Genomic DNA, 23,686 nt, shown 5'->3' with positions numbered 1-23,686 from the left:
AGATTCCGCCATTCGCCCATCCGGGTTGCACCTTGAGTGCAACCGTTCGGCGATTCGGTGCAACAAGGGCTTTTCCTTGCGCTAGAATCCGCCGCCCGCGCGTGTCCCCGGACGTGCGCCGGGCAATGTGGCGACGGCTGCCCCGGGACGGTGAGGGGGCGCCGAAGAATCAGCCGCCCGCGGGGTGCAACCGCGACGGGGGGCGACAGGGGTGGTAGCGGAGCTTGCGCAGGGCCGCTGCCGCCCCGCCGTGCCGAAGGGCACGGCAGGGGGACCGACGCCAACCGCGCCGGCCCCGACGAGCAAGGGCCCGGGCTACCCTCCGGGCCTGGATAAAAACAAGCTTCAGGGGAGCCCCCATGAGCGTCAACACGCCAACACTGGTCACGTTCGTGATCTACATCGCGGCTATGGTCCTGATCGGATTCGCCGCCTACCGTTCCACCAACAACTTCTCCGACTACATCCTCGGCGGCCGCAGCCTCGGCAGCTTCGTCACGGCCCTGTCGGCCGGCGCCTCGGACATGAGCGGCTGGTTGCTGATGGGCCTGCCGGGGGCGATCTACCTCTCCGGCATCTCCGAAAGCTGGATCGCCATCGGCCTGATCGTCGGCGCCTACCTGAACTGGCTGTTCGTCGCCGGGCGCCTGCGCGTGCACACCGAGCACAACGGCAACGCGCTGACGCTCCCCGACTACTTCACCAACCGCTTCGAGGACAACAGCCGCATCCTGCGCGTGCTCTCGGCGGTGGTGATCCTGGTGTTCTTCACCATCTACTGCGCCTCGGGCATCGTCGCCGGCGCCCGCCTGTTCGAAAGCACCTTCGGCATGTCCTACGAGACCGCCCTGTGGGCCGGCGCCGCCGCGACCATCGCCTACACCTTCGTCGGCGGCTTCCTGGCGGTGAGCTGGACCGACACCGTGCAGGCCTCGCTGATGATCTTCGCGCTGATCCTCACCCCGATCATCGTGCTGTTCGCCACCGGTGGCGTGGAGCCGACCTTCGCCGCCATCGAGCTGAAGGACGCGGCCAACTTCGACATGCTCAAGGGCGCTTCCTTCATCGGCGTGATCTCGCTGATGGCCTGGGGCCTGGGCTACTTCGGCCAGCCGCACATCCTGGCGCGCTTCATGGCCGCCGACTCGGTCAAGTCGATCCCGGCCGCGCGTCGCATCTCCATGACCTGGATGATCCTCTGCCTGGGCGGCGCCGTGGCCGTGGGCTTCTTCGGCATCGCCTACTTCCAGGCCAACCCGGAGCAGGCCGGCGCGGTCACCGAGAACCATGAGCGCATCTTCATCGAGCTGGCGAAGATCCTGTTCAACCCGTGGATCGCCGGCGTGCTGCTGTCGGCCATCCTCGCCGCGGTGATGAGCACCCTGAGCTGCCAGCTGCTGGTGTGCTCCTCGGCGCTGACCGAAGACTTCTACAAGGCCTTCCTGCGCAAGAATGCCAGTCAGCTGGAGCTGGTCTGGGTCGGCCGTGCCATGGTGCTGCTGGTGGCGCTGATCGCCATCGCCCTGGCGGCCAACCCGGAAAACCGCGTGCTGGGCCTGGTGTCCTACGCCTGGGCCGGCTTCGGCGCCGCCTTCGGCCCGCTGGTGCTGTTCTCGGTGCTGTGGAAGCGCATGAACCGCAACGGCGCCCTGGCCGGCATGCTGGTCGGCGCGGTCACCGTGATCGTCTGGAAGCAGTTCGGCTGGCTCGGCCTGTACGAGATCATCCCCGGCTTCCTGTTCGCCAGCGTCGCCATCGTGGTCTTCAGCCTGCTCGGCCCGGCTCCGTCCAGGGCCATGCAGCAGCGCTTCGACGAAGCCGAGGCGGAGTACGGCGAGGCCCACCTGCCGGCCTCGGCTCCCGCCGCCGGCCGCTGATCCGCTGAGCGGTAGCCAAGGCCGCGGTCCCGCAAGGGGCCGCGGCCTTTTTCATTTGTGCCCGCCGCGCAGCGCCTCGGCATAGCGCCAGGAGGCGAACAGGCACAGCGCCAGGCCGGCCATGGCCAGGGCGCCGCCGACGTTGCCGATCTGCGCCAGGCCGATGCCGCCGACCACCCGGCTGCCGAGCAGCGCGCCGCCGCCGATGCCGACGTTGTAGAGCCCGGAGAACATGGCCATGGCCACGTCGGTGGCGTCGTGGGCCAGCTGCAGCACCTTGGCCTGCAGGGCTAGGCCGAAGCACAGGATGGCGGCGCCCCAGAACAGGCTCAGGCCGAGCAGCGCCAGGGGCTCGTGGGCCAGCGGCAGGAGCAGCAGCAGGCAACTGCCGAGCACGGCGATGGTCAGGCACGGGAAGCCGCGCGGGAAGCGCTCGCTGTAGCGGCTGAAGAGGATCGAGCCGAACAGCCCGGCGCCGCCGAACAGCAGGAGCAGCAGGGTGGTGCGCTGGCTGTCCAGGGCGGCCACCTCGCGGGCGAAGGGCTCGATGTAGCTGTAGGCGGTGAACTGCGCGGTGATCACCAGCACGGTGAGCACGTACAGCGCCACCAGCGCCGGGCGCCGCAGCAACAGCGGCAGGCTGCGCAGCGAGCCGGAGTTCTGGCTGGGCAGCAGCGGCAGCGCGCGGGCCAGCCAGAGCACCACCACCAGCGAGACGCCGGCGATGGCCAGGAAGGTCGCGCGCCAGCCCATGGCCTCGCCGAGCACGCGGCCCAGGGGAATGCCCAGGACCATCGCCAGGATGGTCCCGGTGGCCAGCAGGCCGAGGGCCTTCGCCTGCTGACCCGGCGGCGCCACGCGCACCGCCAGGGACGCGGTGATCGACCAGAACACCGCATGGGCGAAGGCGATGCCGAAGCGGCTGAGCATCAGCGTGGTGAAGCTCCAGGCGACGCCGGAGAGCAGGTGGCTGCCGATGAACAGGCAGAAGATCGCCACCAGCAGGCGGCGCCGCTCCATGTTGCGCGTGGCCAGCATCAGCGGCAGCGAGGTGAGCGACACCACCCAGGCGTACAGGGTGAGCATCAGCCCGGCCTGTTCCGGGCGCATGTCGAAGCTGCGGCCGATGTCGCTGAGCAGGCCCACCGGGACGAACTCGGTGGTGTTGAAGATGAAGGCGGCGATGGCCAGGGCGATGACGTTCAGCCAACTGCCGGTGCGGGTGTCTTGCGCGGTGTGCATGGGAATCCTGAGTGAGGGTGGGGCTCAGGCCGAGTCCCCCGGCCACGCGCGGGGCCCCGGCGGCGAAGGGCCGGGTGCTGGCGGGCGAAGAGGAATCGTTGTTGGTATGGGGGCTGCGGCGGTCGCGGCGGCCATTCTACGCCGCGCGTTGGGCGCCTGTCTGCGCCCGGGCTGCGCGCCTGGCGGCTTGCTGCTAAGGTGCGCGCACTTACGCACCGACGACGAAGCCCGACCATGAGCGAGAAACCCAAGGACCCGCTGCACGGCATGACCCTGCAGACCATCCTCGAACGCCTGCTGGAGCAGTACGGCTGGGAGGGGTTGGCCAAGCGCATCGACATCCGCTGCTTCAAGAGCGAGCCCAGCATCAAGTCCAGCCTGACCTTCCTGCGCCGCACGCCCTGGGCGCGGGAGCAGGTGGAGAAGCTCTACGTGCAGATGGTGCGCGGGCGGGGTTGAGCGGATAGTCCGGCCCCCGGCGACCTGTAGGAGCGGGCCCTGCCCGCGATTTCGCGCGCAGGGCGCGCTCCTACAGGGGAATGGCGCGGGTGGGGCAGCGTAGGAGATCTCATCCGCGAATCGCGCCGGGGCGTCCGGCTATCGCGGACAAGGTCCGCTCCTACGGGGGGATACCGTGCCTCCCGCGGGCCCTGCCCGCGATTTCGCGCGCAGGGCGCGCTCCTACAGGGGAATGGCGCGGGTGGGGCAGCGTAGGAGCGGATCTCATCCGCGAATCGCGCCGATACGCCCGGCCATCGCGGACAAGGTCTGCTCCTACGGGGGGAGGAATACCGTGCCTCCCGGCAACCTGTAGGAGCGGGCCCTGCCCGCGATTCGCGCGCAGGGCGCGCTCCTACAGGGGAATGGCGTGGCGTAGGATCTCATCCGCGAATCGCGCCGATACCTCCCGGCTATCGCGGACCATACCGGTGCACATGGCTTCTCGTAGGAGCGAGCACTTCGGCGTCACCTCAATTGGGCTTCGCCTGCGCCGGCAGCCAGAACTCGATGACCCCGGGCGAGGCCTGCAGACTTGCCGCCAGCGGCAGGGCCACGGCCTTGTCGCTGAACTTCTGCGCCAGCCAGCGGGCGCATTCGCCGTCGCGGCGGGCGTGGTAGATGAAGGTCGGCCGCGGCCAGGGCAATGGCGGCGGCGAGCCGCGGCGGGCGGCGGCGCTGACCACGTTCTCGATGCCCGGGGTGCTGATGCCGCTGCCTTCCAGCAGCTTGAGGAAGTCCCGCGCCGTGCGCTGTTCGTCGGCCGAGTAGATCTGCGTATAGAGCACCACCGGCCGCCTGCCTTCGCGCATGCAGGGGTTGGCCATCGGCTCTGCTGCGGGTGCGGGCGCGGCGCCGGCCGTGACGGCGGGCGGTGGCGCCATCTCGGCGCTGACCGGCGGTGCCGCGGCTGGCGGTGGCGGAGGGGGCGGCGGCGGGGCGCTGGCCAGCGCCGGGTTGTCTTCGGGCAGCGGGGTGAAGCCGAACCAGTATTGCTGCACCGGGCTGTTGGGGTGCGGGTCGCTGGTGAGCTGGCGCAGGTAGTTGCAGTCGGCCGACTCGGTGCCATTGGCGCAGGCCGCGCTGGCGCGTTCGAACAGGGTGCGCATGTCGCTGGCGAACTCCACCGACAGGCCGTTGCGGCTGGCGAAGTTCTCCAGGTGGCCGATGCGCGTGCGCAGGGCGTCGCTGACCTTGTTGCCCTTGGCGTAGAGATCGGCGATGGCCTCCAGCTGGCTGGCGTACTTCGACTCGCTGTCGGCGATGTTGCCGCGGTACTGCTCCAGGCCCTGCCAGAGCGCCACCACCAGGCTGGCGGAAAGACCCACGCCGAGGGTGGTGCGCACGTTCTGGGCGATGCGCTGGCGGCGGTTCGGGCCGTTGGCCGGGGCCGGCTGGCCGACCGCGGTGAGGGTCACGATGCTGGCCAGGTCGGCCCAGCCCGGCAGGCGCTGGAGGAAGTCGCGGCTGAGCACCGAGCCCAGTGCCAGGCCCAGTTGGTGGTAGGCCTCCCACTGGCTTTCGTCGAAGAACTGGTCGTCGGTGCCCTGCTGCGGGAAGGCCGGGTTGCGGTCGGCGTAGCCCACCAGGTCGAAGGGCAGTTCCAGCAGCGGCGAGTCGCAGCGGTGCGGCTTGACCACCAGCAGGGTGCCGCGCCTGTGGCTGGCGTAGGTGATGCGCGCCAGCAGCAGGTATTCGCGGCCGCAATCCGGCGAGATGGATTCCGGGGTGCCGAACAGCAGGGCGCGGGCGTCGCCGGCGGAGACCCGCGCCAGGCTGTCCGGGTCGATGAACTCGATGTCGGCGTCGTAGTCGATCTTGGCCTTGCGCACCAGGTTCTCCAGGTCCTCGAACAGGTAGCGCGGGTCGGCGCCGCAGTCGCTGGCGACGACCAGGTCGACCTCGCGCTTGAGCAGGGCGTAGACGCCGCTGTTGTCGAAGTGGCCGCCGTCGGACAGGTACCAGAAGGGTGCGCGCAGGCCGGGGAACTGGGCGAGCATCTCGGCGCGGGTGGCCAGGTACTTGGCCAGGCGCGCGCGCCAGCCGGTCTCGGCGGCGCGCGTCGGGTTGGGCAGCCAGAAGCCCAGGCGCAGGCCGGTCATGAACACCAGTGCGGCCAGCCCGGCGCTGGTGCGCGAGCCCATGCCGGTGCTCAGCGCGGCGCCGGAGATAGTCGCCCATTGCGCCAGGCTGCTGCGCTCCATGCTCTGGGGCGGCCGCGGGCCGTGGGTGCCGGTCTCCACGCCCAGGGCGCTGACGGTCAGGGCCACGCCCTTGCGGTCGGCGTTGTAGCTGTGGGTACGGTCGTCGAGGGTCTGGTTGATGCAGCAGTTGATCAGGTGCAGCGGCCCGCCGTAGGCGTGCGGCTGGTAGTCGGCCAGGGCCACGTCGTCGCCGGGCAGTATCTCCCGCAGCGACTCGATGCCCTCGATCAGCCGGCGCTCGGCCGGCACCAGCAGCGAGGTCGGGAAGCGTGCCTCGGGGCCGCCGTGGTTGGCCACCGCGACGTAGGTGCGGGCCAGGCGCGAGCGGTAGAAGTAGTGCAGCGAGGCGAGGTTCAGCTGGGTGAGGTTGGCGCCGCTGATACCGATGTAGAAGCCCAGCGCGGCCAGCACCAGGGCCCAGTACAGCAGCGGTAGCCAGGGCTGCATGGCGGCGCCGGGGCTGAGCAGGTTGCCGCCCAGGTAGAGGAAGGCCTGCAGCAGCGTCAGCCAGGCCAGCAGCAGGAACGCCAGCAGGGCCAGGCCCAGCAGGTTGGCCAGCTGGCTGCCATAGGCGCTCGGCAGGCCCTGCTGGCGCAGGCGCTCCAGCAGCGTCGGCAGCAGGGCGCGCAGCAGCACCACGGCAAGGCCCGTGGAGCCCAGCACGCTGGAGGAAATGAGGGTGAAGTTGCCGCTCTCGCGCAGGCGCACGACCAAGTGCCAGGTGACCGCCTCGCAGACGCCCAGCAGCAACACCCCGGCGCCGCCCAGCAGCACCCAGCCCAGCCAGTGGGTCAGGCGCAGGCGCTGCTGCTCCGGCGGGCAGGCGCGCAGCGGCAGGCGCAGCAGCCAGCCCAGCGGGGCGATCAGCAGCGCGCCGACCAGCAGGGCGTAGGCCAGCAGCCGCGGACCCAGCTCGATGTCGCTCTGCAACTGCGGCCACAGGCCCTGCACCGCCAGGACCAGCGCGGCGAGCAGGGCCAGCAGCACCGAGAGCAGGTCGCGCAGGGCGTGGTCCTGGCGGTCGCGGCTGAACCAGTAGGCCCAGCACAGCGCGCCGGCGGCCAGCAATAACAGCGGCACGACGAGGAACCACAGCGACCAGAGGTTGCCGAGGAACACCGGCGGCGTGCCCAGCAGCGCCAGCAACACGTGGGGCAGCACCGTGAGCATGCCGATGCACAGCAGCAGGATGCCGATCTCCAGCTGGGTGGCCATGAAGCCACGGAGCATCGAGGCGCCGGCCATCAGCAGGTCGCGGCCGCCGGCCGGGGCCAGGTAGCGGCCGTTGTTGCGCAGCCACCAGAGCAGCAGCGAGTCGTCCGCCGCCAGGCCGTTCTCCACCTCGCGGGCGCCCTGGGCGGGGCCGTACAGGCGGCCGAGCATGGCGCCGACGTAGCCGCCGCCGGACACCGTGGACAGGTAGTCGAAGCGTTTGAGCACGTGGTTCTTCGCCAGCGCCCGCAGCAGGCCGAAGTTGAAGGTGGCGCTGCGCACGCCGCCGCCGGAGAGGGCCAGGCCCCAGCTGAAGTCGCTCGGCACGTCGATGCCGGCCTGGGCGCGGCGCTGGCGCAGCAGCGCCTGTTCCTGGTCCCTGAGGTTCCCATGGCGGCGCGGCATAGCGGTGCCCTCCGGCTCCGGACCCGCGCGGCAAGGGGCGCCGCGCCAGGTCATGCTGACGGCCGGCCGGACCTCCCGGCGCCGAACCCTTGGCGCCGTGCTTCCCTGGCCTTTCCCGGGTTCAGGCCGCGGCGGCGCGCGGCCTCATAGCCAGCTCACCCGCAGGGTGTCCTGGGGCGCGTGGCACTCGGTGCCCGGCTCCAGGTAGTGCTGCAGCATCGGCGCCATGCCCTTGAGCACCTGCACCGGCAGCGCCGAGGTGAACTTGAAGTTGCTCGATGCGCTGCCGGCCACGTAGGCGGTGAGGGTGCCGAAGTGCCGTGGGCCGAGGTAGAACACGAAGGTCGCGGTGCGGTTCAGCGAGCGCGAGCTTTTCACCGCCCCGCCGCGGGTGAAGCTTTCGATGCGGTTGTCGCCGGTGCCGGTCTTGCCGCCCATCACCAGCGGGCTGCCGTCGTCGCGGCGGAAGCTGCCGGACAGGCGCCGCGCGGTGCCCTGGTCGACCACCTGGGACAGCGAGTCGCGCAGGGTGCTGGCCACCTCCGAGGTCATCACCCGGGTGCCGACGTTGGCCTGCGGCGCCAGGCTCACCTCGTAGGGCGTGCCGGCGGCGAAGTGCAGGCTGTCGATGCGCAGGGTGGGCAGGCGGATGCCGTCGTTGAGGATGATGCCCATCAGCTCGGCCAGCGCCGCCGGGCGGTCGCCGGAGCTGCCCAGGGCGGTGGCCAGCGAGGGCACCAGGTGGTCGAAGGGGTAGCCCAGCTGCTTCCACTGCTGGTGGATGTCGAGGAAGGCCTCCACCTCCAGCATGATGCGGATGCGCTTGTCGCGGGCGGCCTTGTAGCGTGACTTGTACAGCCAGCCGTAGACCTGCTTGCGCTCGGCGTTGCTGGCGGCCACCGCGTCGGCGAAGCTGGCTTGCGGCTGGCGCTGCAGGTAGCCGAGCAGCCACAGCTCCAGCGGGTGCACGCGGGCCACGTAGCCCTGGTCGTTGAGGTCGAAGGCGCCGGGGCCGTAGCGCTTGTAGAGGTCGGCGATGCGCTTGTCGGTGAGCTTCTCGCCGGTGTAGTGGCTCTGCTTCAGGCGGTCCTGGAGGAAGGCGGCGAAGGTCGCCTGGTCGGCCTGGGGCTGCAGGTAGCGGTGGATCGCCGCCAGGCGCACCGGCCACGGGCGCAGGCCGTCGAGGAAGGTGTCCAGGCGCTCGTCGGCGTTCTGCCCGCGGTACTTCTGCCAGAAGCGCAGCAGGTAGACGCGGCTCTCCTGGTCGACGAAGCGGTCCAGGTACAGCTGGCGGCGCGGGTCCTTGTCGTCCTGCAGCACGGTCAGCTTGTTGCCGTCCTTCTGGTACATGTCGTGGCGCACCAGGTCGCGCAGCAGGCGCACGAAGGGCAGGTTGATGGATTCGCGCAGCGCTTCGAGCAGGGTGGGGATGCGCCCGTTGTCTTCCTTGCGGAAGTTGGAGAAGGTGTGCACGCCGCCGCCGGTGAAGAAGCTCTCGTAGGGGCTGGCCGAGTACTTGCGCTGCATGGCCGCGGCGAGCATGGCCGAGAGGTCGGCGTTGGGGTTGGCGATCAGGTAGTCGATGGACCAGCGGCTGATGAAGTCCAGCGGCTCCACCGGCACCTTGCGCAGCTCGGCGGCGGGCTTGCCGTTGTAGGCGCGGTACTGGTCGGCGATGCGCTCCAGGTAGTTGGACAGCACCCGCAGCTTGGCGGTGGAACCCAGCTCCAGCTTGCTGCCCTCGTTGATGTCGAAGGGCTGGTCGGTGCTGTCGGTCTGCACGCGCACGCGGTTGCCGTCGGCGGTGCGCTCGAACAGCACGAAGCTGTAGCGCACGTCGGCGGTCTTGTCCTTGGACAGCAGGTGCTCGCCGAACAGGCCGATCTGCGAGGCGAAGTCCGGATCGGCCAGTTGCTTGAGGTAGGCGCTGACCTTGTTCTGCAACTCGTCCTGCAGGGTGGTGCTGAAGCTCAGGTCGAGGCGGTCCAGGTCATACAGCGGCACGTTGAGCATCCCCGCCAGGCGGGTGCGGGCCAGGCTCACGCCCTTGTTCGGCTCCAGCGGCTGCACCGTCGGCTGGTTCTGCGGGTCGCGGAACTCCAGGCGCTGGGCCAGGGCGGCATCGCGCAGCGGCGCTTCGATCACCCCGGCCTGGGCCAGCAGGCGCAGGTAGCTGTCGGTCAGCTCGCCCAGCGGCTTGCGCCCGCGCGCCAGGTAATAGGACGGGCGGCGGTGGGCGATCATCAGCGAAACCACCTGGCGCAGCGCCCGGCCCTGGGCGTCGAGTTCGGCGCCCTTGCCAACGGGCGAGGAGAGCAGGCGGTTGACCTGCTGGTAGTCGGCGCCGTACCAGATCCACAGGCCGTCGGGCAGGCCGCTGACCTCGCCGTAGCCCGGCTGCGCCGAGAGCGGCACCGAGTTGAGGTAGGTGAGCACCACGTTGCGCCGCGCCGGCAGGTTCTCGGCGCCGCCCTGGTAGGCGCGCACGCTGGCCGAGGCCATCTGCCGCAGCTTGTCGCGGATGGAGTTGGTGCGCCCGTCCACCGAGTGGCGGTACTTCTCGATCTGCGTGGCCAGGGTGCTGCCGCCGGGGGCGTGGTTGCCCATGCCGACCAGGCGCCCGGCCTGGGCCACGGCGGCCTGGGTGAAGCGGCTCCAGTCGATGGCCGGGTTGAGGTAGGGGCGGCTGGCGTCGAGCAGGTCGCGGTTCTCGATGTACAGCAGGCTCTGCACGATCAGCGGGGCGATGGCGTCGTAGCTGGCGTAGAGCCGCTGCGGGTAGCGGAAGTTGTAGATCGGCAGGCCGCGGCAGTCGCTGATGTCGACGCCGGCCTGGGCTTTTTCGGCGTAGGGCGGGAACATGCCGTAGCCGGCGTATTGCAGCAGGGCAGGGGAGAAGCGCGCCTGGTCGAGGGTGACGAAGTCGCGGTCGTGCAGGCGCTGCAGGAAGTCCGGCAGTTGCAGGTAGCCCAGGCGGCGGTCGAAGGGGCCGTCCTTCGGGTAGACCACCTGGTCGCTGGAACCGGCGCCGACCTGCCAGGTCAGCTCGCCGGCCAGGCGCGCCAGCTCGCGGGCCTGCAGCTTGGAGGTATGCGCCTCGTACAGCAGCGCCGCGCCCATCGCCGCCAGCAGTGGCAGGACGAACAGGAACAGCAGCAGGAAGCGGTGGTGGCTGGGTTTTTTCGGGGAAAAGCCAGGCTCCGGCACGCCCGGTTGAGAATGCAGTTGACCGGTATGCTCCGTATGCGCCATATCACGACCTGCCCATGCTTGCGAAAGCCTGAGTAAGCGGTCTCCGCCGACGTGACGACCGGCACCCATCCCGGTGCCGCGAAAGCCCCCGTGCCAGCGGCCTCCCCTTTCTTTGAGCGTAGTAGGCGGGGAAAATTCTGCTGAATGTCGTGCCTTCGTCCGGCCCAAGCCGCGACAATGCCCGACGAGTGACCTGGAAAACGACCCGATGCGCCTGTTCCTGCTGTTCCTGCCGTTGATCGCCAGCCTGAGCGCCCATGCCGCGCCCATGCCGTTCTACCTGTGGCAGAGCCGCGTGGACGGCCACCTGACCTGCAGCCAGACCTCGCCGGGGGAGGGCTGGACGCGGCTGTCCGGGCCGTTCGGCGATGCGGGGTGCCGGCAGCCGTTGAAGAGCGGGCCCTCGACCAAGGGGCTGGCGGTGCCGAAGGGGTTGTGAGGGGCGGGCTTTTCTTTTGTAGGAGCGAGGGGGACGCCCAGTTCTTGCTCGCGAACGAGGTAACCGGCGGCTTCGGTGTTTGGGGTTGACGCTGTCCCCTCTCCCCAGCCCTCTCCCTGAAGGGAGAGGGGGCTTGTCCATGCCGAGAACAGACATGGTTTCAGCCGGCAATCTAAGTGCTAGCCGGCTGACTCCAAAACATCAGCGTCTGCCCAACGGTCCCCTCTCCCTTCAGGGAGAGGGTTAGGGAGAGGGCGCTCTTCGGGGCCTGCGCCGCAGCCACCGGGAAACACAGTTCGCGAGCAAGCTCGCTCCTACAACCTAAAATGGAGTTTTCCCTTTCCCTCCGGACCCCACCATGCCCGACAACCCCACCCGCATCCGCCACAGCTGGGACAGCAACGCCGGCGCCTGGACCCGCGTGGTGCGCGAGCAGCGCATCGACAGCCGCCGCCTGGCCACCGACGAGGCCATCGTCCGCGCCGTGCTGGAAGGTTCGCCGCATCGTGTGCTGGACATCGGCTGCGGCGAAGGCTGGCTGTGCCGGGTGCTGGAGGCCCGGGGTTGCGAAGTGGTGGGCATCGACGCCTCGCCAGCGCTGATCGAGGCCGCGCGCCAGGCCGGCGAAGGACAGTACGAAGTGCTGAGCCAGGCCGAACTGGTGGGCGAGGCTGGGTAAGCCTTTGGTCTCGTTCGCACCATAAGGGGGCAGACGCCCCGGCAATCTTGTGCAACACTCCGCGGCGACCTCAGCGGTTCACTCCCGCAATGCCCACGTCCGCTCCACAAGGGCGGGCAGCCTCTTCCGGTGTGCAGTCCCGGAAGGCCCCAGACGAATCCTCCCCGTGCCCAGCGGCGCGGTGGCGGCGCTTTTTCCGTCGCGGGCCTTCCTCATCCCGATTGCGCTTCGAGTCGCCGCTGATATACCCAACAACAAAATCGAGGTTGCACCATCATGTCGTCCCACGATCTCCAACGGGATCTCAACGAGCGGCACATCCGTCTCATGGCCCTCGGCGCCTGCATCGGCGTCGGCCTGTTCCTCGGCTCCGCCAAGGCCATCCAGATGGCCGGCCCGGCCATCATGCTCTCCTACATCATCGGCGGCCTGGCCATCCTGGTCATCATGCGCGCCCTCGGCGAAATGGCCGTGCACAACCCCGTGGCCGGCTCCTTCGCCCGCTACGCCCAGGACTATCTCGGCCCGCTGGCCGGCTACCTGACCGGCTGGAACTACTGGTTCCTCTGGCTGGTGACCTGCGTCGCGGAGATCACCGCGGTGGCCATCTACATGGGCATCTGGTTCCCCGAGGTGCCGCGCTGGATCTGGGCCCTGGCGGCCCTGGCGAGCATGGGCACCATCAACCTGATCGCGGTGCGTGCCTTCGGCGAGTTCGAGTTCTGGTTCGCCCTGATCAAGGTCGTCACCATCCTCGCGCTGATCCTGGTGGGCGGCGGCATGATCGTCTTCGGCCTGGGCAACGGCGGCGTGGCCACCGGCATTTCCAACCTGTGGAGCAACGGCGGCTTCATGCCCCATGGCATCACCGGCGTGCTGATGTCGCTGCAGATGGTGATGTTCGCCTACCTGGGCGTGGAGATGATCGGCCTCACCGCCGGCGAGGCGAAGAACCCGCAGAAGACCATCCCGGGGGCGATCAACTCGGTGTTCTGGCGCATCCTGCTGTTCTACGTCGGCGCGCTGTTCGTGATCATGTCGATCTACCCGTGGAGCGAGATCGGCACCCAGGGCAGCCCCTTCGTGATGACCTTCGAGCGCCTGGGCATCAAGACCGCCGCCGGCATCATCAACTTCGTGGTGATCACCGCTGCGCTGTCTTCCTGCAACGGCGGCATCTTCAGCACCGGGCGCATGCTCTACAGCCTCGCCCAGCACGGCCAGGCGCCGGCGGTGTTCGCCAAGACCTCCAGGGGCGGCGTGCCGCGCAATGCGCTGATCCTGTCCATAGTCGCGCTGCTGTTCGGCGTGCTGCTGAACTACCTGGTGCCGGAGAAGGTGTTCACCTGGGTGACCTCCATCGCCACCTTCGGCGCCATCTGGACCTGGGCCATGATCCTGCTGGCGCAGCTGAAATTCCGCCGCGGCCTGAGCCCGGCCGAGGCCGGCAAGCTGCAGTTCAAGATGTGGCTGTACCCGCTGAGCTCCTACCTGGCCATGGCCTTCCTGGTGCTGGTGGTGGCGCTGATGGCGTTCTTCGAGGACACCCGCATCGCCCTCTACATCGGCCCGGCCTTCCTGGTCCTGCTGGTGGTGCTGTACCGCGTGTTCGACCTGGCGCCCAAGGGCGAGCGGGGCGCGGTCGCCAGCGGCGCGTGAGCCTGATGGCGAAATGACAAAGGGCCTCTTCGGAGGCCCTTTTCTTTTGTGTGGCGAATCGCGGACGGAGAGGAAACTCCATGCCTCACGACAACTGTAGGAGCGGGCCCTGCCCGCGAAATCGCGCGCAGGGCGCGCTCCTACATGGGAATGGCGCGGGTGGGGCAGCGTAGGAGCGGATCTTATCCGCGAATCGCGCCGGAACCTCCGGCTATCGCGGATAAGATCCGCTCCTACGAAAAGCCGTATCCGCCAACAACGGCGGCATCGGGCAGTCGAGGATGTCGGCCACCGCGCGCAGCAGTTCCGCCTCGGCCACGCTGATGCGGCCGTCGTATTCGCCGCAGCGGACCATGGCCTTGAGCAGCTGCGGTTTCTGCAATGGGCGCAGTTGCGCCAGGCGCTGCAGCGCCGCTTCCAGCTCGCGCAGGGTGCCGGCCTGCGGCGGCTGCCGCACGGCGAAGGGCAGGCTGGCCCAGGCCTGGGCGAAGGCCTGTTCGGCATGGGCCGCTTCGGCTCCGTCGACGCCGGCGAGGAAGGCCAGCAGGACCGCCGCCTCGTCGCCCAGTTCGGCCAGCGGCAGGTTGCCGATGCGCGCCGGGGCCGGGCGCAGGTTGCGTTCGACGATGCGCAGCAGCGTCCACTCCAGCAGCTTCACCCGGCGGTCGGCCTTGATCAGCAGCGCCATGTTGCCCAGCAGGCTCGTCACCTGGGTGGCGTCCAGCTGCTTCAGCGCCGGCATGGCCAGGTCCAGCAGAGGCAGGCGCTGGCCCGGATCGAGGGCGTGCAGGTGCTCCTCCAGGCGGTCGAACTGGAAGGCCACGCCCAGCTCCAGGCGCGGCTTGAGCAGTTGCAATTGCTGGGCGCGGGCCAGCGCTTCGGCATCCAGCAGCAGGCCGTAGACCAGCGCCTGGGCGCCATCGACCTTGTGCGCCGCCGCCCGCAGGCTTTCATCCAGCCGCCGCAGGGTGTGCCGCGCTTCCGCCAGGTGCGCCCCGGCCGGCTCGCCGATGGCCTCGACCGACGCCAATGCAGCGCCCGAGGGGTAGCCGCGCAGGGCGGCGTTCCAGGTCTCGCGGTCCACCAGCGGGGTGTCCAGGCGCGGCTCCAGCTTCGAGTAGAGGCCGTCCCAGCCCGGCTCGATGCGGCGGATGCGCGCCTCCAGCGGCGGGTGGGTGGCCAGGCCGAACCAGTGGTTGGCCAGGCCGTCGCTGAAGTACAGGTGGCTGAACTCGGCGCGGTGCAGGGCGCCGAGCAGCGAGCCGTAGCCGCCGACCTTCTTCAGCGCCCCGGCGATGCTGGCCGGGTTGCGGGTAAACTGCACGGCGGAGGCGTCGGCCAGGTATTCGCGCTGGCGGTTCACCGCGGCCTTGATCAGGCTGCCGAAGAAGGTCCCGACCGAGCCCAGCCCCCACAGGCACAGGCCGGCGACGAAGGCCAGCGCGATGAAGCCCAGGGCCGAGCCGGAGCCGCTGTCATTGCCGGCGTTGCTGCGCTGCATGCGGATGCGCGCCACGTCGTCGGCGCGGTGGCTGTCCCACAGGCCGCGGACCATGGTCTCGCCGATCAGGCCCAGCAGCAGGATGCCGTGCAGCAGCGCCACCAGGCGGGTGTTCAGGCGCATGTCGCCGTGGTGGATGTGGCTGAACTCGTGGGCGATCACCCCCTGCAGTTCGTCGCGGCTGAGCAGGGCGATGGTCCCGCGGGTGACGCCGATGACCGCGTCACGCGGCGTCAGGCCGGCGGCGAAGGCGTTGATGCCGCTGTCCTCCAGCAGGTACACCGGCGGCACCGGGGTGCCCGAGGCGATGGCCATTTCCTCGACCACGTTGAGCACCCGGCGTTCATCGGCGTCGCGGGCGTCCAGGTTGATCAGCCGGCCGCCCAGGCGCTCGGCCACGGCGCGGCCGCCCAGGCGCAGCTGGCGGTGCTTGTACCAGGCGCCGACGATCACCACGCCGACCACCACCAGGGCCACCCACAGGTAGAGTTCGAAGTCGGGCAGGCGCTGCGGCGAGGTCCAGTGGCTGGCGGGCTCGCCGATGTGGCGCCAGAGCCAGCCCAGGACCAGGCTGGTGAGCGTCACCAGGCAGGCCACCGCCGCGGCCAGGAGCAGGATCAGCCGGCCGGTCTGGCGGCGGGCGCGGTCCTGGTGCTGGAAGAAGTTCATCGCGCGCACCGCCCGTCAGAAGGCGATCTTGGGCGCGTCCTGGATCTGCTTGCTGTCGGCGAACTCCAGCTGCGCGACCTCGGCCTTGTGGCCGAAATTCGCCGCCAGCACCACGGCGGGGAACGACTGGCGGTAGGCGTTGTACTCCATCACCGCGTCGTTGTAGGCCTGGCGGGCGAAGGCCACTTTGTTCTCGGTGCTCGACAGCTCCTCGGTGAGCTGCTGCAGGTTCTGCGAGGCCTTGAGGTCCGGGTAGGCCTCCATGGTCACGTTGAGCCGCCCCAGCGCGCCGCCCAGGGCGCCCTCGGCGCTGGCCAGCTGGGCCAGGCCGGCGGCGGCGCCGGGCTGGCTGGCGGCGGCCTTGAGCCCGGCCACCGCGGCATTGCGCGCGGCGATCACCGCCTCCAGGGTTTCCCGTTCGTGCTTGAGGTAGGCCTTGGCGGTTTCCACCAGGTTGGGGATCAGGTCGTAGCGCCGCTTGAGCTGCACCTCGATCTGCGCGAAGGCGTTGCGGTAGCGGGCGCGCAGGTTCACCAGGCGGTTGTAGATGGCGATGACGCCGAAGAACAGCACGGCGAGGACGAGCAGGGTGACCAGGGAGGAAACCGACATGGGAGGTCCTTTTCGAGCGTCGGGAAAGGTCCGCCGATGATAGCGGAAAGCTTCCACGGCGGAAGGAAAGGCATCACGGGCTGTGCCCGGAAGCGGAAGCATGCTGTAAAGGGCTGCCCTTGACGCCCCGCCGCACCGATGGTCAGATGCGGGCCGTTCCAGGTGCCTCATGCCGCCGTGCATGAGGTGAAACGGGAAGCCGGTGCGTCGCCCTTGGCGATCAGTCCGGCGCTGCCCCCGCAACGGTAAGCGAGCGGGGCATCCACGAGGCCACTGTGCTCAGGCATGGGAAGGCGGATGCTCCAGAACCCTCGCAAGCCCGGAGACCGGCCTGGAGCGTTGTTGGCAAACCCGCGGTGGGCGGGCGTGAGCCGGATTCCGGACGCGCTCGCGCCGGAACTCGCTGCGCCGCCTGCGAAATTCCCGTTTCGAGGCGATCACCTTGCACTTCCCTTCTTCCGAATCCGCACTTCGGCTTGCCCCCTGGCTCGCCGGCCTGTGCCTGAGCCCCTGCCTGAACGCCGAGCCCCTGGGCCTGCGCGACGAAATCGTCAGCGCGCCTTCGGTGGAATCCACCACCGTCGCCGAGATGGCCCGCTACGGCAGCAAGCTCGAAGTCATCGAGCGCGAGCAGATCGAGCGCGCCGGCCCCAGCGCCGACATCACCCGCGTGCTGCAGATGTACGTGCCCGGCCTGTTCGTGGCGCCGAAGAACGGCCCCTTCGACTACGGCACCTACTCGCTGCTGGGCGGGCGCAACGACGACACCCTGATCCTGCTCGACGGCGTGCGCCTGAACAACCGCCTGTATGGCGGCCTCTACCTGGACACCCTGCCGACCACCGCGGTGGAGCGCATCGAGGTGCTCAAGGGCGGCCAGGGCCTGCTGTTCGGCACCCAGGCGGTGTCCGGGGTGATCAACATCGTCACCCGCAGCGCGCGCAGCCGCGAGGCTTCCGGCGAGGTCAACCTGGGCCTGGACAGCTTCCGCGGGCGCAACGGCGACGCGCGGGTGGAGAAGGTGCTGGAGAACGGCCTGGGCGACCTCGGCCTGCTGGCCTACGTCAGCCACAACCGCTCCGACGGCTACAAGCCGTACCGCGAGCGCGACCTGACCGCCACCGTCAGCGACAAGCGCCGCTCCTACGACGTCAACGTATTCGGCGCCAAGGCCATTCAGGCCTTCGGCGATAGCTCGCGGCTGGAACTGTTCTACCAGTACGCCGACGCCGACCTGGACTTCGCCCGCCCGGCGGACAACCGCCACACCAGCAACGACCGCATCCAGCAGATCGCCACGGCGACCTTCGAGCAGCACCTGAACGACGACTTCAGCTGGTTCGCCAAGGCGCACCTGAACGACTGGGATACCCGCTACACGCGCATCTACAACATCGCCGGCGGCGGTACCCGGGTGCTCAACCACAACGACTACTGGGGCTTCACCGACTGGGGCGCGCAGCTCGAAGGCAAGGCGCGCCTGGCCGGCGGCCACGAGCTGGTCTTCGGCAGCGACAACCAGTGGTACAAGGGCCAGGACGACGTCCTCATCATCGACAACGACCAGGCCGAGTCCCACGCCCTGTACGCCCAGCTGCGCCCGCAGCTGGACCTGCTGCCGAACTGGCACCCCAGCCTGGGCGTGCGCCGCGAGGAAATGAGCGGCGGCGAGGGCGCCACCGTGTGGATGCTCACCTCGCTCTACGACCTCAGCGACCAGCTCAAGCTGCGCGGCCAGCTGGGCACCGCCTTCAAGCTGCCCAACGCCGAGCAGCTGTTCGTCAACGAGCCGGGCAGCGAGATCGGCAACCGCGACCTCAAGCCCGAGCGCAGCCGCAACGCCGAGCTGGGCCTGGACTACAGCGGCGCGCTGTTCGGCCAGCCCTGGAGCGGCAGCGTCACCCTGTTCCGCCGCGAGATAAAGGACCTCATCACCCTGGCCGGCGACCAGTGGGTGAACGGCGACGGCGAGATCGAGGTGCGCGGCATCGAGGCCAACGGCCAGTGGCGGCTGGGCGAGCACTGGCAGCTGGACGCCGAAGCCACCCGCAACCTGGTGGACACCCGCGAGGGCGTGACGGTGAACAACATCCCGCACTTCTTCGCCCGCACCCGCCTGGGCTACGACCAGGGCCCGTGGGGCTTCGGTATGGCGCTGCGCTACGTCGGCTCCATCGTCAGCCCCCAGGGCGACGACTACGGCCACTACAGGGTGCTCGACGGCGATGCCTACCGCTACCTGGACGGCGCCCGCCGCCACCGCCTGAGCCTGCTGCTGGAGAACCTGCTGGACCGCGACTACGCCACCAGCCGCACCACCAACGGCATCCGCCAGGTGGACAACCTGGGCCGCCCGCGCACCGCCGAGCTGCGCTACACCTTCAGCTTCTGAGGTGGCCATGGACCAGGCGCTGCTGATCGTCGGCCCCCTCGCGGGCGCCCAGGGCGAGGCCTTGCGCGCCGAGCTGGCGGCAACCCACCGCGCCGTGACGCTGGTGGATACCAGCGACGGCTTCGACGCCCTGTGGTCGGCCATCCGCGCGCAACTGCGAGCGGGCAGGGCGCTGCTGCTGGTGGACCTGGAGCCGGCCAGCGATGGCGCCTACCTCGACTGGCTGCGCGGCGAGGTGGCGCAGCTGGCCGGCGACTTTCCCCAGGCGCCGTGCCCGCGGCTGACCGCCTCGGCCCTCGGCCGCCGTGGCCTGGACGCCCGGCTGGTCGGCGCGGCCATCGATGATGGCCGCCAGCAATTGGAATGCCGCACCGTCGGCCCGGTGCCGGAACAACCGGACTGGTCGGCACCGCCGCCGCACAAGCGCCAGGTGTTCCTCTGCACCGGCCCGCGCTGTGTGCGCCGCGGCGCTTTGCCCTTGTGGAAGTCGCTGCGCCGCGAACTGGCCAGGCGCGAGCTGATCGAAACCGCCGAAGGCGTGCTGCTGACCCGCACCGGTTGCCAGTTCCCCTGCAACCGCGGGCCGCTGCTGACCGTCTACCCGGACCGCTGCTGGTACGGCGTGCATGACGAGGCCCAGGTGCTGCGGGTGGTGGAGCAGCACCTGGCGGGCGGCGAGCCGGTGGCCGAACTGCTGATCGAGGGCGCGCCATGAAAGGCTTCGCCCTGCTGCTGGGGCTGTTGGTGGCGGCGCCGGCCCTGGCCGCCGAGGACTACCGCAACTGCGGCGAGACCTGGCACCTGGCCAAGGCGCCCGAGCGCATCCTCGCGCTCAACCAGCATGCCGCCGACCTGCTGCTGGAACTGGGCGCCGGGGAGCGGCTGGCGGGCGTGGCCTATCTGGACGACCCGGGGCCGCAGTTGCAGGGCGACCGCTACCGCGGCGTGCCCGTGGTGTCGGCGCGCTATCCGTCCACCGAACTGCTCTATGCGTTGCGCCCGGACCTGGTGGTGGGCGGCTTCGCCACGGCCTTCGACCCCGGGCGCGGGCGCGCCGAACTGGCCGCCGCCGGGATCGCCAGCTACCTGCTGGAGGCGGCCTGTGCTCAGCGCACGGGAGATGGCTTCGGCAACGTGCGCGACGACCTGCGCACCCTGGGCCGGCTGCTCGGCGCCGAGCCACGGGCCCAGGCGCTGATCGACGCCCAGCAGGCCGATCTGCGCGCGGCGGCCGCCAGGGCTGACGGCCGCGCGCCGCTGCGGGTGTTCTACCTCGACAGCAGCGACGCCGGCCTGGCCAGCCAGGGCGGGCGCGGCTTCGTCAGCGAGCTGCTGCGCGCCGCCGGGGCGCGCAACCTGTTCGAGGCGGTGGCGCTGCGCGGCTACCTGGCCAGCCCCGAAACGCTGCTCGCGGGCGACCCGGACGTGATCCTGCTGGCCGATGCGCGCTGGTCGCCGGCGGCGGAGAAGGTCCGCTACCTGCGCGCGCACCCGCTGCTCTCGCGGCTGCGCGCGGTGCGCGAAGGGCGCTTCGTGACGCTGCCGTTCAGCCAGTTGGTGCCAGGCGTGGAAAGCGGCCGTGCGGCGCGGTCGCTGGCCGAGGCCCTGTATCCCTGAGCACGCTCAGAAGCGCACATCCACCACCACGCTGTCGCTGTAGGTGCCGGCTGGCGGCGTGGGCTGGTCGGGGAGGATTTCCGCGCGGTAGTCGAAGCCCTGGTAGGTGAGGCCGTCGAGACTGCCGGGGTTCAGTTCGGCGCTGCTGCTGGGGCGCCTTTCAGTGCCCGCAGAGCCCCAGCGCTCGCTGCCGCTGCTCGACTTGTACAGCTCGTAGGCCAGGCGGTTGCCGCCGCTGGCCATGTGCCGCTGGCCGCCGCTGGCGTTGACGCCGTCGCTCAGGCCGACGTCGTAGCTCGTGCCCTTGGAGCAGCGCACCTGGATGCGCTGCTGCACCGGGCGGAAGCCGGCGATCAGCGGCGCGCTGCCGAAGTTCACGGCGGGCGCGTTGAGCTGGCAGTCGCGGCGGACCTGCACCGTCAGTTGCAGGCTGGTGAGCACGCCCGTGCCCCAGTCGGTCGGCGCCGAGGTGCAGACTTCCAGCAGGCAGCCGCCGCTCACGCCGGGCGTGATGTCCCAGCCGGGGAAATAGCAGGCGCCCAGCACCCGGCCGGCCACGCAGATGCGCCAGTGCCAGCGCAGCTGGATGGTGGCGGTGTAGGTGCCGGGCGCCACGTTGGCCGGGCGCAGGCGGGCGTGCAGGGGGAACTGCGAGACGTCCGGCGTGCCGCCGGGAAACGGGAAGCGGGAATAGTCGTAGAACAGGCCCTGCTGCAGGCGCTGGGTCAGGCCGGCGTCGCCGTACAGCTCGAAGGGGATGGCGTCGCCCGTGGCGGCGTTGCGCAGCACGCCGCCGTTGAGGTTCTCCGGGAGCAGGCGTATCCAGTTTTCGCGGATCGGGTAGCCCTTGAGGCTGCATTGGGCGCCGCCGGAGAGCTGCCTGGCCGGGGCGCCGTTGGCGATGGTCATCGAGCCGTGGGCGCCGAAGCTCGCGTTGCCGGGGTTGGGCTTGCATTGCTCGGTCACGGTATGGGCCAGGCCGGTGAGTGGCGCCAGGGCCAGGAGGGGGAGCAGGTAGCGCGGTATGGTCATGGTCGACTCCGGGGTTCAGCGGCAGGGCAACGGGCCCAGCTGCGCCAGTTCTTCGGCCTGCGGGTCGAGGTCGAAGACCAGGCTGCAGGCCTGGCCGTCGGGCAGGCTTACGCGCAGGCGGTTGTGCGCCTGCAGGTGTTCCAGGTAGACCAGCCCGTCCCAGCCCACGGGCACCGGCGGGCCACCGTTGACGCGGGCCTGGGCGCCGATCGGTAGCGGCCGGCCGTGGCTGTCGTGCAGCAGCAGGCTGGCGGCCAGCACCCGCTGCAACGGGAAGCGCAGCAGGTAGCCGCTGCCGGAGCGCACCGCCACGCGCTGCTCCACCAGCGGCGCCACGACGTTGGAGGCCAGGCCCAGCGGGTCGATCTCGTACTTGCCGGCGTAGTAGGCGCTGCTCCAGGGCACCAGCAGGTGGCCGTCGGCGTTGGTGTGGCCGACCAGCTGGTTCTCGTAGCGCACCGGAACGCCGGCCTGGCCGTCGGTGCTGACCAGCACGAAGGCATCGTGCACGCGGTTGGCGGGGAACAGCGCGCCGTCCATCCAGGCCAGCGAACCGCTGGCGTCGGCCCAGTGGGTCTGCTCCCGCGCGCTGCCATAGACGCCGCCCTGGAGTTGCAGGCGGTCGCCGCGCCAGTTCAGCGCGGCATGGCGCCAGTCGTCGGCCCGGCCGTTGTCGACGTAGCCGAGGTTCCAGCCGAAACCGCCCTCGCTGGGCGCCGACTCGCTGTAGTCGACGCGGCGGCTGCCGTCCCCGCTGGCGCTGCGTTCGACGCCGACGCTGAGGGTGCCGCGCAGGTCGAACGGCACCACCAGTTGCACGGCGCTGCTCCATTTGCCGTTGCCCAGCTCGCGGTTGGCGGACAGGTAGAGGCTGGCATCGCCCCACAGCGGCCGGCTCCAGGACAGGTTGAGCAGGCGGGTGCGGCTGCCGTCGCCGGCCTCGACGTCGAAATAGCCGGCGCCCAGGCTGCCCCAGTCGTCCAGCGTCACGCTGGCGGTGGCCTGGGTGCTGCTGCGGCTGGGGCGTAGGCGCCAGTAGCGGTCATCGTCGTCCTGGCGGCGCCGGGGGCGCTGCCGGGTGTCGTCGTAGCGGGCCAGGTCGCTGTAGTCGGCATCGCGCTGCAGGCGTTGCACGGTGAAGCTGAAGCGCCGCGCGTTGTACTGGTAGCCGAAGCTCAGCTGCCGTCCGCCGTCGCCGCCGTGCTGGCCGTGGCTGATGGCGCCGTTGAGCACGCCCAGGGTGCCCAGGCGCAGCATGCCGCCCAGGCCGGCCTGGGCGAGGCCGGCGGCGGCTTCGGCCTGGGCCTCCAGGGTGAAGGTGTCGCTCAGGCCGTGGCGCAGGGCGCCGGTGAAGGCGCCTGGCCCGTAGGCGAAGTTGTCCTGGCCATAGCCGCGCCGGAGGTTGCCCAGGCCCAGGGAGAAGTCGCTCAGGCCCGGGCGCAGCAGGTCGCTGCTGACGTAGAAGGGCACGCTGGTGGAGATCTGGCGGCCCAGGGCGTCGGTGGTCTGCAGCACCGCCTGGCCGGCGCCGTTGATGTAGGGCAGGTTGCCGATGCTGAAGGGGCCGGGCTGCAGTTGGTAGCTGCTGTTGCGGTAGCCGTCGATGAACAGGTCCAGGGTGCTGGGCAACGCCGCTTCGCCGGCGAAGCGCGGCAGCGGGTAGGTCAGCACGTCGGGGCGGATGGCGAAGTTGCGCGACAACTGCAGCCCGCCCAGGCGCACCGGCGTGCTCCAGGCCAGGGAGCGGCTGACCAGGTCGCCGGCCTCGTAGGTCAGCAGGCGTTCCTCGTCGTCGTAGCGCCAGTTGCTGTCGTAGCGCAGGTAGCGGCTGGGCTGTGCCGAACCGCCATGGACCTGCTGGTAGACGCCGCTGTGGCTGAAGACGCCGAAGCCGCCGAACAGGCGCAGGTCGGCCCAGGCGGTGCTCGTATCCTGGCCGCGTCGCGGGCTGCTGGCGTAGAACTGGTAGTTGAGCAGAGCGCCGAAGCTGCTGCGTGCCGGCACGTAGCCGGTGGCGCGCGCCTGGCCGAGCTGCTGCTCGGGCAACCACTGCGGCGGCACCTGCAGCAGCAGGCGCTGGCTGGCGGCCTCGTAGCGCACCTCGACGCCGGGCAGGCCGCCGACATCGACCTGGCCGCCGCGCGGCACCGGCAGGCCGGCCGCGCGCAGGTCGGCGGCCTCGACCCAGAAGCGGCCCTGGCGCAACGTCACCGCCACCACCTGGCCGCTCGTGCGCAGGTTCACCAGCAGCTCCAGGTAGAGTTGCTGGTCGTCGGACAGGGCGCCCGCATCCCGGGGCGGCGGTGGCAGCGGCGCACTCGACAGGCGTTCCGCCTCGAACAGCAGGGTGGCGCCGGTGAGCAGCGGTAGCCAGGGGCGCGTCTGCCTGCCCATGC

General features: G+C 70.2%; 15 protein-coding genes and 1 riboswitch. Of the genes, 8 read left to right on the top strand and 7 right to left on the bottom strand.

What is annotated here, in order from left to right:
• Positions 1 to 359 precede the first annotated feature (359 nt).
• Positions 360 to 1,877 carry a sodium/proline symporter PutP gene (gene putP / locus PM1_RS20000; RefSeq protein WP_009618943.1) on the top strand — a complete coding sequence of 506 codons (1,518 nt, stop codon included), beginning with the start codon at positions 360 to 362 and terminating at the stop codon, positions 1,875 to 1,877.
• A 51-nt stretch (positions 1,878 to 1,928) separates the two neighbouring features.
• Here putP and PM1_RS19995 read toward each other — a convergent pair whose 3' ends face one another.
• A complete protein-coding gene (locus PM1_RS19995; protein WP_009618944.1) occupies positions 1,929 to 3,119 on the bottom strand; it encodes a sugar transporter in 1,191 nt (396 codons plus the stop codon).
• Between the two features lie 234 nt (positions 3,120 to 3,353).
• Between PM1_RS19995 and PM1_RS19990 the strand changes: the two genes are divergently transcribed.
• Positions 3,354 to 3,578: a VF530 family protein gene (locus PM1_RS19990; RefSeq protein ID WP_009618945.1), complete on the top strand. Its 225-nt coding sequence runs from the start codon at positions 3,354 to 3,356 to the stop codon at positions 3,576 to 3,578.
• A 512-nt stretch (positions 3,579 to 4,090) separates the two neighbouring features.
• On the opposite strand, the gene PM1_RS19985 is transcribed toward PM1_RS19990, so the two are convergent.
• Positions 4,091 to 7,438: a patatin-like phospholipase family protein gene (locus PM1_RS19985; protein ID WP_009618946.1), complete on the bottom strand. Its 3,348-nt coding sequence runs from the start codon at positions 7,436 to 7,438 to the stop codon at positions 4,091 to 4,093.
• 144 nt (positions 7,439 to 7,582) lie between these two features.
• Positions 7,583 to 10,594, bottom strand: a complete 3,012-nt coding sequence (locus PM1_RS19980) for a transglycosylase domain-containing protein (protein ID WP_043300230.1) — start codon at positions 10,592 to 10,594, stop codon at positions 7,583 to 7,585.
• Between the two features lie 304 nt (positions 10,595 to 10,898).
• On the opposite strand from PM1_RS19980, the gene PM1_RS19975 reads away from it, so the two are divergent.
• The 3 genes from PM1_RS19975 to PM1_RS19965 all read left to right on the top strand — a co-directional run bounded on the left by PM1_RS19975 (position 10,899) and on the right by PM1_RS19965 (position 13,467).
• Complete coding sequence (locus PM1_RS19975; RefSeq protein ID WP_009618948.1) at positions 10,899 to 11,129, top strand: hypothetical protein; 231 nt, start codon at positions 10,899 to 10,901, stop codon at positions 11,127 to 11,129.
• A gap of 358 nt (positions 11,130 to 11,487) precedes the next feature.
• Positions 11,488 to 11,808, top strand: coding sequence for a class I SAM-dependent methyltransferase (locus PM1_RS19970; RefSeq protein WP_009618949.1), 321 nt, complete (start codon positions 11,488 to 11,490; stop codon positions 11,806 to 11,808).
• Between the two features lie 276 nt (positions 11,809 to 12,084).
• Positions 12,085 to 13,467 (top strand): amino acid permease, encoded by a 1,383-nt coding sequence (locus tag PM1_RS19965; protein ID WP_009618951.1) that lies wholly within the window; start codon positions 12,085 to 12,087, stop codon positions 13,465 to 13,467.
• A gap of 211 nt (positions 13,468 to 13,678) precedes the next feature.
• Here PM1_RS19965 and PM1_RS19960 read toward each other — a convergent pair whose 3' ends face one another.
• Together PM1_RS19960 and PM1_RS19955 are read right to left on the bottom strand one after the other, a co-directional pair.
• Positions 13,679 to 15,637, bottom strand: a complete 1,959-nt coding sequence (locus PM1_RS19960) for a M48 family metallopeptidase (RefSeq protein ID WP_009618953.1) — start codon at positions 15,635 to 15,637, stop codon at positions 13,679 to 13,681.
• A 15-nt stretch (positions 15,638 to 15,652) separates the two neighbouring features.
• Complete coding sequence (locus tag PM1_RS19955) at positions 15,653 to 16,249, bottom strand: LemA family protein (RefSeq protein ID WP_009618955.1); 597 nt, start codon at positions 16,247 to 16,249, stop codon at positions 15,653 to 15,655.
• A gap of 143 nt (positions 16,250 to 16,392) precedes the next feature.
• Positions 16,393 to 16,598: riboswitch (cobalamin riboswitch) on the top strand.
• Positions 16,599 to 16,691: 93 nt separating this feature from the next.
• On the opposite strand from PM1_RS19955, the gene PM1_RS19950 reads away from it, so the two are divergent.
• The 3 genes from PM1_RS19950 to PM1_RS19940 are packed head-to-tail and all read left to right on the top strand — an operon-like array spanning position 16,692 to position 20,258.
• Complete coding sequence (locus PM1_RS19950; protein ID WP_009618957.1) at positions 16,692 to 18,641, top strand: TonB-dependent receptor plug domain-containing protein; 1,950 nt, start codon at positions 16,692 to 16,694, stop codon at positions 18,639 to 18,641.
• Positions 18,642 to 18,648: 7 nt separating this feature from the next.
• Positions 18,649 to 19,356 (top strand): (2Fe-2S) ferredoxin domain-containing protein, encoded by a 708-nt coding sequence (locus PM1_RS19945; protein WP_009618959.1) that lies wholly within the window; start codon positions 18,649 to 18,651, stop codon positions 19,354 to 19,356.
• Positions 19,353 to 20,258, top strand: coding sequence for an ABC transporter substrate-binding protein (locus PM1_RS19940; RefSeq protein ID WP_009618961.1), 906 nt, complete (start codon positions 19,353 to 19,355; stop codon positions 20,256 to 20,258). The genes PM1_RS19945 and PM1_RS19940 overlap by 4 nt, the downstream gene beginning before the upstream one ends.
• Before the next feature lie 6 nt (positions 20,259 to 20,264).
• Here the strand turns inward: PM1_RS19940 and PM1_RS19935 are convergent, their stop codons facing one another.
• Together PM1_RS19935 and PM1_RS19930 are read right to left on the bottom strand one after the other, a co-directional pair.
• A complete protein-coding gene (locus PM1_RS19935; RefSeq protein WP_009618963.1) occupies positions 20,265 to 21,290 on the bottom strand; it encodes a Csu type fimbrial protein in 1,026 nt (341 codons plus the stop codon).
• A gap of 15 nt (positions 21,291 to 21,305) precedes the next feature.
• Positions 21,306 to 23,684 (bottom strand): fimbria/pilus outer membrane usher protein, encoded by a 2,379-nt coding sequence (locus PM1_RS19930; protein ID WP_009618964.1) that lies wholly within the window; start codon positions 23,682 to 23,684, stop codon positions 21,306 to 21,308.
• Positions 23,685 to 23,686: the final 2 nt, after the last annotated feature.

Origin of the sequence: Pseudomonas sp. M1 (genome assembly GCF_022760135.1) — a bacterium.
Classification (GTDB): Bacteria; Pseudomonadota; Gammaproteobacteria; order Pseudomonadales; family Pseudomonadaceae; genus Pseudomonas; species Pseudomonas citronellolis.
Note: the sequence above shows the minus strand (reverse complement) of the source record. Positions and strands in the feature narration are given on the sequence as shown.